General features: G+C 33.9%; 15 protein-coding genes. 2 read left to right on the top strand and 13 right to left on the bottom strand.

The window, feature by feature from the left end; all coding sequences use genetic code 11:
• The first annotated feature begins 322 nt into the window (after positions 1-322).
• On the top strand, positions 323-736 hold the full coding sequence (locus AC15TD_RS12070; protein ID WP_484452406.1) for a hypothetical protein: 414 nt from the start codon (positions 323-325) through the stop codon (positions 734-736).
• Positions 737-1,192: 456 nt separating this feature from the next.
• On the opposite strand, the gene AC15TD_RS12075 is transcribed toward AC15TD_RS12070, so the two are convergent.
• The 12 genes from AC15TD_RS12075 to AC15TD_RS12130 form a co-directional block, all read right to left on the bottom strand.
• Positions 1,193-1,387, bottom strand: a complete 195-nt coding sequence (locus tag AC15TD_RS12075) for a hypothetical protein (RefSeq protein WP_484452407.1) — start codon at positions 1,385-1,387, stop codon at positions 1,193-1,195.
• 22 nt (positions 1,388-1,409) lie between these two features.
• Positions 1,410-1,871 (bottom strand): hypothetical protein, encoded by a 462-nt coding sequence (locus tag AC15TD_RS12080; RefSeq protein WP_484452408.1) that lies wholly within the window; start codon positions 1,869-1,871, stop codon positions 1,410-1,412.
• Positions 1,855-2,058 carry a helix-turn-helix transcriptional regulator gene (locus AC15TD_RS12085; protein WP_484452409.1) on the bottom strand — a complete coding sequence of 68 codons (204 nt, stop codon included), beginning with the start codon at positions 2,056-2,058 and terminating at the stop codon, positions 1,855-1,857. The genes AC15TD_RS12080 and AC15TD_RS12085 overlap by 17 nt, the downstream gene beginning before the upstream one ends.
• A gap of 298 nt (positions 2,059-2,356) precedes the next feature.
• Positions 2,357-4,231, bottom strand: coding sequence for a prolipoprotein diacylglyceryl transferase family protein (locus AC15TD_RS12090; RefSeq protein WP_484452410.1), 1,875 nt, complete (start codon positions 4,229-4,231; stop codon positions 2,357-2,359).
• On the bottom strand, positions 4,228-4,914 hold the full coding sequence (locus AC15TD_RS12095; RefSeq protein ID WP_484452411.1) for a hypothetical protein: 687 nt from the start codon (positions 4,912-4,914) through the stop codon (positions 4,228-4,230). Before AC15TD_RS12095 ends, AC15TD_RS12090 begins: the two co-directional genes overlap by 4 nt.
• A 71-nt stretch (positions 4,915-4,985) precedes the next feature.
• On the bottom strand, positions 4,986-5,585 hold the full coding sequence (locus AC15TD_RS12100; protein WP_484452412.1) for an ABC transporter ATP-binding protein: 600 nt from the start codon (positions 5,583-5,585) through the stop codon (positions 4,986-4,988).
• On the bottom strand, positions 5,582-6,397 hold the full coding sequence (locus AC15TD_RS12105) for a hypothetical protein (protein WP_484452413.1): 816 nt from the start codon (positions 6,395-6,397) through the stop codon (positions 5,582-5,584). The genes AC15TD_RS12100 and AC15TD_RS12105 overlap by 4 nt, the downstream gene beginning before the upstream one ends.
• A 6-nt stretch (positions 6,398-6,403) precedes the next feature.
• Positions 6,404-7,255 carry a hypothetical protein gene (locus tag AC15TD_RS12110; RefSeq protein ID WP_484452414.1) on the bottom strand — a complete coding sequence of 284 codons (852 nt, stop codon included), beginning with the start codon at positions 7,253-7,255 and terminating at the stop codon, positions 6,404-6,406.
• Between the two features lie 192 nt (positions 7,256-7,447).
• Positions 7,448-7,585: a hypothetical protein gene (locus AC15TD_RS12115; RefSeq protein ID WP_484452415.1), complete on the bottom strand. Its 138-nt coding sequence runs from the start codon at positions 7,583-7,585 to the stop codon at positions 7,448-7,450.
• A 99-nt stretch (positions 7,586-7,684) separates the two neighbouring features.
• The gene (locus tag AC15TD_RS12120) at positions 7,685-7,837 is read right to left on the bottom strand and encodes a hypothetical protein (RefSeq protein WP_484452416.1); all 153 of its coding nucleotides are present in this window, start codon (positions 7,835-7,837) and stop codon (positions 7,685-7,687) included.
• Positions 7,838-8,111: 274 nt separating this feature from the next.
• Entirely contained in the window at positions 8,112-9,557 is a 1,446-nt protein-coding gene (locus AC15TD_RS12125; protein WP_484452417.1) for a DUF5689 domain-containing protein, read from the bottom strand.
• A gap of 58 nt (positions 9,558-9,615) precedes the next feature.
• Positions 9,616-12,429, bottom strand: a complete 2,814-nt coding sequence (locus AC15TD_RS12130; RefSeq protein ID WP_484452418.1) for a carboxypeptidase regulatory-like domain-containing protein — start codon at positions 12,427-12,429, stop codon at positions 9,616-9,618.
• 108 nt (positions 12,430-12,537) lie between these two features.
• On the opposite strand from AC15TD_RS12130, the gene AC15TD_RS12135 reads away from it, so the two are divergent.
• Entirely contained in the window at positions 12,538-13,587 is a 1,050-nt protein-coding gene (locus tag AC15TD_RS12135) for an endonuclease/exonuclease/phosphatase family protein (protein WP_484452419.1), read from the top strand.
• A gap of 42 nt (positions 13,588-13,629) precedes the next feature.
• On the opposite strand, the gene AC15TD_RS12140 is transcribed toward AC15TD_RS12135, so the two are convergent.
• A complete protein-coding gene (locus tag AC15TD_RS12140; RefSeq protein WP_484452420.1) occupies positions 13,630-14,070 on the bottom strand; it encodes a hypothetical protein in 441 nt (146 codons plus the stop codon).
• Between the last annotated feature and the right edge of the window lie 56 nt (positions 14,071-14,126).

Below are 14,126 nucleotides of genomic sequence, written 5' to 3' on the forward strand. Positions count from 1 at the left end.
GATTACTAACTCTCATAAACATTCATTGTACGTCAATATCATAACATTTAGGTAGTATCATGGTGCTTTGGAGACGTCATAAATTAATATTTCTAATAAGGCAAAGGTGTTTAAAAGTGGTATTAAAGTTAACGTTTGTGTGATATAGTACCTCATTCAATAAAAAATGCAAATTTTTAAAACTCTAAAAAAAATTGTCAAACAAAACTAAGACTAAATGTTAAATCGTTGATTTTTCTTCATTTTTTTAAAAAAATATATTAATTTAATACTAAATCCAATAGTTCACCAAAGGTTAAATTAAGTTTAAACTTTAATTATTATGAAGAATATTATTACTCTTTTTCTGGTTGCCTTTTTAATGGTTGGATGTAGCAATGACGACGATGACAACTACCACGACTACCACTACGAATATGTAAATGTTATAAGTGCGGACCTTCCAGATGAATTTATTTATGGACAGACCTATCGAATTAATGTAACCATAGAATTACCAAATAGTTGCTATTATCATTATGGTCAGTTTGATTACTTCTATGAAGGAACTTCAAGACTTATTTACCCTATTGCCCATGTAGATGATGGAGTTTCTTGCTCCGAAATCATTACTGAAACTACATTTTCAATACCAATACAAGCCCTACAGTCTGAACCTTATATTTTTAGATTTTATCAAGGGGAAGACGCGAATGGGCAAGATATTTACTTAATTATTGAAGTTCCTGTCATTTAAAATCTTTGTTAATTACAATTGTTTCAAAAATTTTAATTTGGAATTTCGTCAAAAAAATGATTTTCATTCTCAATTGGCGAAAATAAAATAATATTGCATTTAGTATCTGCCGAGATTCTCCAGAAAAGTTAACTTTTATTCTTAACAAGGGGTATTTTTCTAAAGAATTTTATCATTGGTTATTAAAATCAAGGCTAGCGGTTTTTGTAGGGTAGGTATCTCAAAGGAGAGTCCTAACACATATTGTTGATCTTAATATTCATTATTATACCTTAAATTTTCGAGAGTCATTTCTGTTTTTTTTAAGAACAACGGTTTTGTTTATAATTAGTTGCATGGTTAAATACCTCATTTAGCAAATAAAAATCGAATAGACACGAGAAGAGCGAACTGGTGCAGCAATTTTCGTAAATAGGTTTGCACCAGCAATTAATTTTATGCCGTGTCGTGCATTCGTTAGTTGTTATTCTGCTCATCATCTGTACGTTTTTTACTCATACCGATAATGAAAAACAGTCCACCAACAGCTATAAAGACAGTGCCTAATGAGCCAAGTGTGTCTTTTAAAGTTGTATTAAAAGTAATTCCAAGTGAAATAATAATTATTCCTAAAAAAATATATCTTCTATAATTCTCGATTTGCTTTTTCATTTCCTTTTTGTTTTAAAGGGTTTTATTCCAGTTTTTTATCAATTCGTTTTTTAGCCACAAATGAAAGAAATACCCAAAAGACCATTAATAATCCGATTATAGCAGCGATAATTTTAAGTTTGTCAAATAGTTGCTCAAATGATAAGCCCGGACTTTGAAAGATATTATATTTAGCATAGGTAAAAAGACTACCAAGTACAATGAAGCTAATATAAATCAACAAGATAGACTTCATATTCAGCCTTCTAATTTGAATTGCTCCGAAATATAAAAGTGCACTAACCAGGAAAATTGAATTTATTGTCATAATGATAGCAATATCTTCAAATTCACTCAATTCTTGTCCAAGAGCAAATTGGCGATAAAGAACGATTCCCTGCATTGTTATAATTGTCAGGAAATACATAACAGCTATCACTTTTAGAGCAATTTTCTTATTTCTTTCATCCATATTTAAGAATGGTTTTCTATTTTTTGTTTTCATACCAAAATAAATCGTTTAAAGTTCTATTCAATGTTTTTGCAATCTTGATACATAAATTAAGTGAGGGATTATATTTCCCTTTTTCAATTAATCCAATGGTCTGTCGTGTCGCACCAACCAAATCAGCAAGGTCTTGTTGTGACAATCCTTTTTCCACCCTTGCTATTTTGAGTTTTATGTTTTTCATGGATCAAAAGTAATATAAATATTACTTAATGCAATATATATATTACATTAATTTATAAAATTATTTCCCAAATACGATTTTGGCTTAAGAATTGACAAGGTTTTATTGGATCAGCATCAATGACGCACAACGGTATTGTATGGAAAAGTGTGTCTTTCTGGACATGAATTTTTCAGTCGTAATTATTTTTTAAATGTAGGTGATAACTCAAAGGCAGCCAATTTTGACGCATGTTTTATATACGCCTTTAGTGTGTCTTTTTATAAAATAATTAAAGGTATCTAAGCCTTTTATTGTTTCAGACCAGCCTAGAAAAACGTGCGTTTGAATAAGGAAAATCAACACCCATTGCAAAAGCTGTAAATAGACCACCAATAATTGCAGATAACATGGTTTCCCAACCAACATGAGCTTCTATATCTACAATTTCAACATGAATGACGGTCATGATAATACCTATAAAAACTGATATGATTGCTGTCCATTGATATAGCCTTAATCCTTTTATGATAGGCGTTTGCACCTCACCTCTATAGGCCTCTTCAACAAAGCGACCAAGGCCCGTTAAAATTAAATAAAGCCCAAAAATAAAGGGTGATGAAAAATTATGGTACCAAAGTGATAATAAAATAAAACCAACCAAAAAGAGCCATAGCATAGCATAAAGCGGCGTTGGATGAAGCAGTTCACCTTCTAAATGTGAAATGCCACAAACGCGTGAACGATAATGAAAATATTTAATACCAATATCTGGGTTGGCAACTTTATCGCCATGACAACAACCGTTTACCAAACAGCGAAAACGACCAATACCTTGTACCCAAGGCATAACTACCGAGATAACCCCTATAATGATCCATACATTATAACCCATCGCCCAAACAACAAAGCTAGCAAAAATAATGCCTACCAAAGCACCATAGTAGCCATATGGTCTTTTCAATTTCTCAGACCCTTCAATAATTTGTGCCCAAAGTGCTGAAAATACAATAACAACAAAAGCAAAAATCAGAATGGCCCATGAATAAGTGTCGCCAACTAATATACCAGCAAGTAAAATACCCAGAAAAGTACCAATACCAACATAGAAGCCGTGATTGATCACTCTTACTTTGCCAAATACCCATTCTTGCCATGAATTGGCAATTTTTTCGGCGCCTTTCCTTAAAAAGACCCAGATATAAAAGTAATTATCTGCCAACAGGAATATGATGATAGCACTGCTTAGATGAAGCACTGACGAACGACTTAAAGTTAATTGTATACTCATCAATACTAAAGCTACCATCCCAAATAAAACACCCAGTGGTTTCGATTGCTTAAAAATAGATTTGACAGAGAGTAATATTAAAAAGATGGGAATAAAATAGACAGTTCCATGCTGAAATGGAAGATATTGTGCGCCTAAACCCGGATATAAGAGTGCTGTGAAAGTAGAAATACCAATAGCAATAAGGCTTGTAATTGCCCAGAAGCGCAATAGGTGTTTTCTATTAATGACAAAAGGTATGGCCATTATAAATACCACACTCAATAATGGTAAATATTGATTTTCGGTAAAGAAAGGTAAGACCAAGGGTTTTCCTAATATAGCAGCCGTTTGTCCCACCAATTTGGCAATGATAAAATTACTTAATAATAACGATGCAGCTACCCAACACAACGATACGAGTCGTGCTCTGATACCAGCAGTTTCATTCATTTTTGCCGGAAGATCTAAAATGGTAGTCATGGACATAGTTGGAAATCTTTTTTTAAGATCAATGGCTTCATAACCCGTCACCAACGCAATCATACCGAGGATCGTGATGGGTGTTATCAACCAAAGACCACTGGCCGACTTGGTTAAAATAAAATATCCTACCATTAAAATACCAAATCCACAATATATGGGATGTCTAAAAAGATGGTATGGCCCTTTAGTTACGAATTTTAACGGAGGATAGGCATTCATGGGTAATCCTTTGCCGTGTTTTTTTAAAGAGTACATAGCCCATGCCATTAGTAAAAAACCAAAGATTATGAATATGTAACCAACTAATGTTGATTCGATTATAGGTAAATTAATTAAGTCTTCTGTATATTTTGCCCAAAGTAATAGCATACCTGGTATAATAATTAGAAAGACCATTGCATAAAGGGTTTTGTTAATTTGTATCATTGTTTTTTTCATTTCGTTCTCATTTTATAGAAAAAAATTAACATTGAAATAATCAGAAAAACTAATCCGTATAATAAGCCATTTAAAGTAGCTGTTGTAGCTGAATAATCTGTTACCGCCGAAATAATAGCCGTTTGGGATGGAAAATAAGCGGGTAAAAATTTTATAATTGTTTGATTTTGCGCTTCGGCATAAAATAAAGGGTTCTGTAACCAACCGACATCAATATTTACAAGCAGTACTATCATTAAAATTCCTTCTAATTCCATTTTAATGAGGCTGCCAACTAACATTCCATAACTTCCGTAAACGAAACCTATAAGCCCTAAACCAAAGATGAATCTGTCTATATGTTCAACGCTAAAAAAGACGGTGGTAAGTGTTCCTACATAGATTGCAATTAACGCAATCACCAAAATAAGTGCCAGTAAAATCGATAATAATAATTCCAAAGGGTGATAGCCACAAATAATGAGCCTGCGGTTTACCGTATTATTTTTTTGAATAAGATTTAGAGCAAGAAATGAAACCAGAAACCCAGTCGAGGCAACCGCAAAAAAAATGAAGGAAACACCTTTTTCACTAATATTAATGAAGACTTCATCGTCCAGTGATGCCAATTGAAAAGGGAGCATTCTTTCAGAGGTGGTAAACTCGACAATAGTTAAGAAAAATGCGGGAATTATTAAAAGCAAAATCAACACAATCTTTTGACGGATGAGCATCCTCAAAATCATTGATAATCCTATGATGATCTTATTTGCAGTCATACTAAAATTCCATTTTCAAGTTCATAAATGCGATCAAGTCTTTCCTTTTCACTCAATAAATGCGTTACAATAAGAATCGCACAACCCTGTTTTCTAAGATGATTGGTATACTCCCAAAATCGCTGGTAGGTATCCCAGTCAAATCCGTTGTAGGGTTCATCAAGTATTAATAAGTCAGGCTCATGAAGAAGCGCGATGGAGAGGTTGAGTTTTTGTTGGGTACCACCACTCAAATTTATAATTTTTTCTTGTTCGTATTTTTTATAGTTTAAGTGATGCAGTAATTCTTCAGATCGCTTCTTCGATTGTTCACTACCAATCCCATAAGCAACAGAGAAGTACATGAAATGCTCTTGTACAGTTAGATGAGGGAAGAGTAAAACTTTTTGAGGGCAATAGCCTATCCTGCCATTCCTGATAACTGTTCCTTTGTCAGCCTTTCGCACGCCAACAATAATTTCCATTAAGACAGACTTGCCCGAACCATTTTCGCCAACAATTCCCGTAATAGAACCCGCCTCCAGTTGAAAAGAGATGTCTTTCAACACGTTATTCTTTCCAAAAGATTTAGCAATATGTTCTGAATTTAAAATCATTGATCTTGCACATTAAAATTTACCCATTCATGGATAGCCATTCCTTGCGTAACGGGACTCCCGTTCTTTTTAAATTCACCTTTGCTTATCCATTTATGGTTGTCTGCCATTAAAAATTTCGAAGGCATCAACTTATTGAATCCCGGTAGGTAACGCAAAAGCTTTTGCACCACTTGAAATATTTTTTTTCCAGATTCTAACACAACATTACGATCAAGCTTTAGTAAGAAACTTTTTTCAGTTGATGAAATGTGACTGTCTTCGATGCTACAATTCATTAGTTTTTCACCATTAAGCCATAACCATTGCTGTTTTTCCACCTTTCGCAATTCAATCCAAACCACAGTATCATGATGTGAATGAAATCTTCCCCAACGAAGATCGTTCATAGGGATGTGCCATGGAGGTGTAGTGAGGATTAATTGCTCAACGTAGCCATTTCCATTAATAATCTTGTCCTTTATTTTTAGTCGCACAGAGGACGCAGGTTGAAAACAGTTCCAGTCAAGATAACCATCGTCAGATTCAAATATTCTGGCATGAAGGGGTTTAGCCATAGATTCCCACGTTCCAGATATCTTAAATTTATTGTCATGCCAAGTGATTAATTTGTCTTTTATTTCAGGGGCTTTCACATTTAGAAAATGTGATTTTACTTTAACACCACTTTTGGGATTGTAGTCTATCCAACTTGCATAATGAGCAGTAAACCCCTTCCAAGATAATTTTGCGCTATAAAAGATTATAGTTTCACCATTGTTTCCAATAAAATCAAGAAACCATTTATTCAGATGAAAATGTGATCTCCCCATTTGTGTTTAACAATTTTTGGTTTCAGAAATAATTTTTAAAAAAACTTTCTTTGCCGGAAATTCATAGACTAGTAAAAAAGTCCATCTTTCTAATAAAGAAAAATCACCTACATGTAATTTGCTGTGATGTTCTTTAAGGAGTTGCAAACCATCGATAGCTCGTTGACGAATCCATTTTCTTATTTTTAAAGACGAAGGATTAATAAGGTCTTCCTTTAAAATATCAAATTTCGTACAATCTTCCTCAGAAATATTCACATAGCCCGCAGCCAAATCAGCTTCAATATCCTCTATATCATATTGGTACCGACATGCTATTCCAAGAGGCTCTAATAGTTCATACTTATCAGGATCATCTTTAAAGACCTTCAAAGTAGCTCTTATGGTTCCTCTGATATCCAATAAATGAAAATGATGCATTAATTCCTTTTTAGGAAAAATGATCATTTTGCCCCTTCGTTTTGCATCAAAAAGCAAAGAATTAAGTATATCTTCAGTTTCAGCTTGGAAATCTTCACCAAACTTATCAGCTAGTTCAAAACAATAAAGAATCAAATAATCTACCTCATCTTTAGGATTAATCATGCTTTTCGAGAACTTAATTTTCTCAAAAATATAATCACTCTCATTGAAATACCCCTTAGGTAAAGGCGCATCGCCATCTACGATATCATCAAGAAAGCGCATTAACACATAATAAGATTCAAGAAATTCGCCTCTCGTAGGTGCAAAGGCAGCGTATTTGAAAAATCGCAGATAGCGCAAAAAAGCACGGTATTTCCAACCTCTAGTTTTAAGCATATGCTTAAATACTCGATTACGGATTTGTGCATGGTTTTTTTCGTCTCCGCTTTTCATTATCATATCTTTAAAAATTTAAAGAACTACGAATCATTTTGGTATCCTTTTGATTACCAAAAACGTGTTTTATATGTTAGTTGCGTTGACTTGTACTAAGTTACTAAAAAGAAAACGAACCGGAGGAATATCAGTGCAATTTTTCGATTAGGAGAGAACCAAGCAATTATTTTTACACGGTGTTGTAACACGTTATTTATTTTTCAAAGGAAACTTTAGTCCAACTGCAAATGCTCCAACATACTGTTCAACAGATGGCTGAAAGTAATAAGTAAAAGCTAAATCAACATTATTATTTTTACCCAATTCCAGTCCAAGTGAAAAAGGCATATGATAAATAATTCCACTTTTGTCAATATTGTCAAATGCTGTTAATGTTTCAAATTTTCCAATTGAAGTTCCTATTCCAATTTCGATGTATGGTGCTACCTAAGGAATTGGCGCACGAACTCTTGCTTTTCCACCACGCAAAAAGGCTTTTGATTCCGCTTTTTCATCAGTAGGATTATCATTTATGTCTTTTCTATTTGAGTTTGTGAAAATGAAACCTGCATAAGGTCGTAATTCGACCCAAGAAGCCACTTTCAGTACTAATTCTCCTTGTGCAAAAAATCCACTTCCACGATTTCATCAACACTATTATTCGGTGCACTTAATTCCATATCCAATTTGAGCATTTATCGATTTTTCTTTTATAAACTGTGCTTCAGTTAAATTTGAATTCAGAACAATTATTAATAATATCAGGATTTTTATCATGATGTGTTACAACTAGTTATATGTGAATAAAAGCACTTATTATCCACTAATTATTTCCGAATAACAGGAATTTTTGCTCCTCTTTTTGGGTAAACCATTATGGCGTATAATCAACACTAATTTCGTCTAATTCAAAAATACCATCAAACGTATCTAAACCGCCGCCTGTATATTTAAAGGCGATGTGCATGGTTCCGGAAGCACATGATAAATCTACCGTACCAGAATTAAACCATTGCACAAACGAATCACTATCTTTCACTACATATGCAGCAGAAAGCACACCCCAAGTTGCCAAGGTAATATTGGCTTCCGTTCCATCCCAATCTAAAGAATACAAGACTTCCATAAAACTACTATCGGCCAAACTATTAGAGGTTTTAAATCGAAGCGTCACATCGTTATATGCATCCAATTCAATACCTGGTGTAATAAGCCAGGTAATATTACTTAAATCTCCTGAACTTGCAGGCTGTACTCTGGCAGAGCGCCCCAATGAGGCATTAGATGATGTTGAGGAATAGCCTTCCCAACCTTCGCTGCCAGTTTCAATATAATTGGTCCAACCACTTATCTCTATTAATCTGTTATTAGATTGTGACTCGAAATCTTCATAAAATAAATTTTCTGTCCCCGCAGTCTCCGCTAGCCCACAATCTAATTCCATAGGATCACAACGCTCTGCACTATCAAAATATACATCAACAGCACTATTAGGAATTAACACATTAAAATCGTCTCCAAAATCTCTACTTAAAACACCTGTTATACGCCCTTGACCTTGAGGTACAATAAGCGCTTTAAAATCTGCAAACGTACTGGTTTGCATAATAATTGAGACACCAGAATCGCAGCTCTCTAAAGTACGCAATCCGTCAAACTCGTCGATAGATTCGCTGGCAAACGATGCCCCTAAGTCAAACCTATTTAATTGCATATGTTCTAGGGTAATAAGTGTATTCTTATCTGCGTCTGTTAAATTAATCAACGTAGTAGTTTTTGGAGTAATAGTAGCCACTTCTTCAGTTCTAATAACAATATCTCGATATTCAAATTCTTGTATTTGCTCCAACCGTTGCCCTTCGCCTTTTGCAATGGTTAATACCCCGTTAGATTCGCCTATGGTTAAGCCACTTAGCTTCAGGAAAACTTTTCTACCAAATTCGTAAGTATCAGACAAACTACTAACATTAATATCAACCTTAAACCCCAATCTCGGGTCGTTATCTGGGCTGCTATCGTCTGTTTTATTCTGAATAATAAGTTCTTCAAAAAAGTTACCAGCGGCATCGGTTGACACCACATAACCTTCAAGATATATGTCTTCATCTGCATCAATGGTCGCTATTAAATCACCGTTGTTTATTGCTTGCTCAAACCTTTGGTGAATGGCCCTAAACGTCGTAATTTTATTAGCAGGAATAACAATATTTTCAGAATCACCAGGACTTGGAATACCATAATCATCATCGTTCACACAGGATGCAGTAATAAACAATATAGTAACTAAACCAAATACTATTTTATTAATTTTATTCATCATTATTATATTTTAGTTTCCATCCTTCGCGGAAATGTCAGTTTCAGTAAAACATCAATTATTAAAATCTAACATACAGATTTAAGAAGTAGGTTGCTCCTCTTCCATACCAATATTTATATCCAAAAACAGGTTTATCTAACGCTTTATCGTCTCTTAATTGCCTGTAATTCGCATTTCTTCCTTGTTCAAAACCACCCGTTTTATAAACGGCATCTAATAGGTTATTAATACTCACAAAAAAACCAATATAGTATTGATTAACTTTCCATGATTTTCCGCCTATAAGGTTTATCGACATATAATTATCAAACCGTTCTTGTTTCAGGAGTTCTTTGGCCAAAGTTTCATCATAATCACTAAAGGGAAAACCATCAATATCTTTAAAAAAATTATCTGTTCTGGTTAACGGACTAATATCAACATAAGTGTTTTTAAAAAAATTAGCCGTGGCGCCAAACCACCAAAAATCAGGGTCTCGATATTCAAAACCAACAGAATAAGCTTGATGCGGGCCTGCTGCTAGTTTATAATTCTTTAATTTTGAAGTGCCTAAATAAACATTCTCAAACCTATCAGAAGACAAATACAAATCAGGGTTGTTAGCATAGGTGAATTGCCCAACGGAAGACACCCCTTTTAGTTTTATCGTTGATGTTACTTGCGCTTCAACACCTAATTCTAACCCCAAATGCTCTTTATTAATTCCTGTAAGTATTTCTTGGATAAACTCGGTATCATCATTCCCCGATTGTTGTGTCCCAGAACCGGCAATGACATTTCCAATACCATCGGCGAAGAAAAACGAAATTTCATTCGCATCCTGGATGCTGGTGTAATACCCGGTAAGTTTTGCGTTAATAATAGAGGTTCTAAAAATATAGCTCGCATCAAAAGACATGATTTTTTCTTCAGTTATATTCGGCACAACATTATGGTTCGACCTTGAATTGGTATAACTATTTCTTATAGATGGTGCTTTGGTAATGTAACCCGCATTTATATCAAATAAATGGGCCCCTGATAATTTATAGGTTAATCCACCTTTAAAACCTAAACCTGTAAAGGCTAGTTTTTCACCTTTTCCAAACGAGTTGTTTTCAAAGTTTTCATTTTGAAACAAGCCTTCTCTTTGGTATTGCGTGGTTGTTAAACTTGCAGAGGCGTAAAAATCTAACTTTTTATATTTAAAAATTGACTGAGCAAAAACAGACATAACATTAGCAAACACATTATAATTGTAACTATACCTATCGCCTTCCTGTAATATGGTATTAGGATTTCTTAAATCGAATTGAATACCATCAAAATTATCGACATTTAAAAACCCTGTTCCGCCCAATAAATCCTGAACTTGCCCGAAGTTTTCAGATTTTAAATTTTTATAGTTTAGAGCCGCATTAAATAATATATTATCATTTATTTCGCTGATTAAAATTGTATTAGCGGTAAATTGCGTGTCGTCAACCATATCTTCGTACACCATATAAGTGGCATTTTTACCTTGCGATGCGTTAATTAAATTAGCTTCATATAAATTATTCCAATTAATTTGTCCCTTATCTAAAAAGTCTTGTTGCGCACCATAAGCAAACTCTAGATCGTCTGGGAAATTACGTTCAAAATAACTTGGTAATTTTTGGTAATAGGTTGGACTAGGGTTTCGTCCACCTCCTTCAAAGGTAACTTGGTTATCGATTGTTGTTACTTGCGTTGTCCCGCCAAAAGCTAAACGACTATTTCCTAAAGTACCAAACTGAAGTCCTAAATTGGTGTTTAATTTTGTTTTACTGTTAATATCCCAAAAATGATTAAGCATAAAAATAGGCTCTTCAACTTCTTTTATACGCGAGTTCCGTTTTTCACCCTCTTGAAACCCCCAATATTCATTATACTTTATACCTTTTAAATCATAGACTTCTTGCGTATTTGGTGATGATTTCCCTCGCCTATTAGGCGCATAAATACCTGTGAAATTTAAACTGTGCTTTTCGTTTATTTTTTTTTCTGCGGAAATAAAAAATGAATTAGATTCGTATAAGGTGGCATCTTGATAGCCTTCGTTTCCCCAACGTCTTCCAAAGGATAGTGTAAAAGCCCAATTGTTTTTTAATAATCCAGAGGCATAAGACACCATAAGCCTATTTGTATAACTTCTATTGGATGAAGAATAGGTTAATCGGCCACCTTCAGCCATTTCAGAAGCTCGTGTATTTATATTAGTGGTACCTACAATACCACCAAAACTATAGTTTGAAGGCGTTAACCCAGCTGATAATTCTTGAGTCCGCATCACATCATTCAATCCGCCCCAATTACTCCATTGCGGTCTGCCATTATAGAGTTTATTCATTTCAATCCCATTGATTAAAATGGTTCCGTTATCGGAATCTAAACCTCGTAATCGGTAAAAAGACGAGCTAAACTCAAACGCCGCAGTTCTTTGAAACACATCGAGCGATGATGATAAAAGACCCGAAATATTATCGGACCCTAAAAAATCGTTATCTAATTCATCATCAGAAAGCGTAATAGTAAACAAATCTTGACTTTTAGAATTATCGCGTTCTAAAGTCATGTCGGTAATATTTACAGTCTGATTTTTATTCACAACAATAGGATAGCGTTTTGTTATAAAACCTGTTTTTGATATTTTTAAAACTTGTTCGCCTAAAGGCAGATTTTCAATAAACATAAATTCACCTAAAGCATCTGTTTCAGTGGTTTGATTTGTTTCTTCTATAGTAACAATCACTCCAGAAATTAATTGAAAAGACACACCATCTCTTACACTACCTTTAATGAGTGTTTCTTGTGCAAACGTTGTGGAAATTGATAAAATTGCAGCTAAAAATAGGAGTAAGCCTTTATTCATTTCTTAATTTCGTATTACCATCAAAAACTTAAATTTAATTCATTTATATTAAATATTTACTTTTGGCTTAAGTTTTGTATCGAAAACAGTAACCATAGTTAGTTATTAATGAGACATCTTACACTTATTCTGTTATCCTTTTTCTTTTGTTTGTTACTTAACGGACAAGATAAAAAAGTATATAAAATTCATACAGTTGCATTTTATAATCTTGAAAATCTGTTCGATACCATAAACGACCCTACCAAGTTTGATGAGGCTAGCCCCATGATGGAGCTAAAAACGAATAGGCAAAATATTTATAAAAAAAAAGTGAGGAATATGGCGCGTGTTATTTCAGACATTGGGTTTGATGTTACCAATAATTCGCCTGCAATCATTGGTGTTTCTGAAGTAGAAAACAGAGCTGTTCTTGATGATTTAGTCAATGATTCTTTGCTATTAAAAAAAGACTATGGTATCATCCATTATTCGTCTCCAGATGCCAGAGGTATTGATGTCGCTTTATTGTATCAGAAGGAATTATTTATACCCATTTCTTCAAGCAATCATGAATTAAGACTTTACGACGATACTGCACAAAAGCGTGTTTATACAAGAGATCAGTTATTGGTTAGCGGTAATTTAGATGGTGAGTATGTTCATATCATAGTAAATCATTGGCCCTCTAGAAGTGGCGGAGAGGCACGAAGTGAGCCTAAACGCATTGCAGCCGGAAAATTAACCAAGCGCTTGGTAGATTCGCTTCAAACCATAGACCCTTATGCCAAAGTTTTTATTATGGGTGATTTAAACGATAACCCAACGAATACAAGTGTAAAAACAATTTTAAAAACACAAAAAAACATAAAGCGCGTTGGTTTAAAAGGTATTTATAATCCTTATGAAAGTATCTTTAAAAAAGGTATTGGCACGACAGCGTATCGAGACAACTGGAGCCTTTTTGATCAAATTTTACTTACTAAACCCCTACTGGAAAAAGATTATACATCCTTTCAATTTTATAAGGCAGGTGTCTTTAATAAGCAATACCTCATAACTAAAACCGGAACGTACAAAGGATATCCGTTTAGAAGTTGGGGTTATGGAGGTTTTACAGATGGTTATAGCGACCACTTTCCAGTATACGTATATCTTATTAAAGAAATAAGCAAATGAGTTTAATAAAAAAGGCGACTTTTACAAGTCGCCTTTTTGTATTTAGTTAGGCCAAACGGCCCACGGGATTCTTGACAAAAACAAGACTAATGCTATGGTATAAAAAATAGCTATTAATTTTAGTTTAGCCTTAGATGTAAGTTTCTTTTTATGTTTTGAGTAACCAATTGTAATTAAAACCACCGCTAATATATTAATAAACGGATGCTCAACTAAATATAATCTGTGTACTGCATCTTTCATTACACCACCCATTCCTAATTCACTAAATAAATCTAACCTAGGGGATACAAAATAAAGCAATACCCCGATTAGTAACTGGATATGTGATACAATTAACGTAAATAAAGAAATTCTAAAATCTCTAGCTTGATATTCTTTTCCAGAAACACTTTTTAAAATGGCATTTATTACTGCTATTACTAAAACTATAAGCACCAAGTATGCCCAATAGGAATGTAATAATTTAACGGTGTTATACATAAACTGCGTTTTTAAATTTTTAATAAGTTACAAATGTAGTAATTAAATAAATATGC

The organism is Yeosuana sp., from assembly GCF_057126245.1.